This window comes from Mesorhizobium sp. M7A.F.Ca.US.006.04.2.1, assembly GCF_004022915.1.
Taxonomy (GTDB): Bacteria; Pseudomonadota; Alphaproteobacteria; order Rhizobiales; family Rhizobiaceae; genus Mesorhizobium; species Mesorhizobium ciceri.
This window is the reverse complement of the sequence record NZ_RZQA01001634.1, coordinates 1-473: the sequence shown is the minus strand read 5'-3', so window position 1 is coordinate 473 and position 473 is coordinate 1. Positions and strand designations below refer to the sequence as shown.

Sequence of the window (473 nt, the reverse complement as noted above, 5' to 3'; positions counted from 1 at the left end):
GCCCCCCCCCCCCTGCGGGACCCCCCGGCCCCGCCTGCACTCTGCCCGGTCCTCCCAGGACCGGGCTTTTCTCTTTCTACCTCAGCGAAGACCGCCTACCGCCGGTCCATGTCCCGCTTAAACTGGTCGAAGATTGTCTCCACGCCCTTCTGGTAGTCATCACGCTGCTGGGCGCCGGTTTCGAACATCTTGCCGAACAGGTCGTCGAACGGGTTTTTCGGACGGCCGCTCGGATTGGCCTGTGGCTGCGGTGCCTGACGTTGCGGGGGCGCTTGAGGCTGTTGCGGCGCCGGCTGTCCGCCGGGGATGCCGCCTAAGCCACCGCCACCTTGCCGCAGCATCTCCTCGAAGATTTTCCCCAGCGGATTGTCTCCGTAGGGGCTTTGCGTCTGCTGGGGCTGCGGCTGCGCCCGCCCCTGCGGCTGCGGCTGAGGCGCGCCACCGCCGAACATGTCCTGCAGCACCTTGCCGAG

The 473-nt window shown here is 67.9% G+C and carries 1 pseudogene; it reads right to left on the bottom strand.

Annotated elements, in window-relative coordinates:
- Positions 1-95 precede the first annotated feature (95 nt).
- Positions 96-473: pseudogene (locus EN925_RS39150) on the bottom strand (hypothetical protein); the annotation flags it as partial.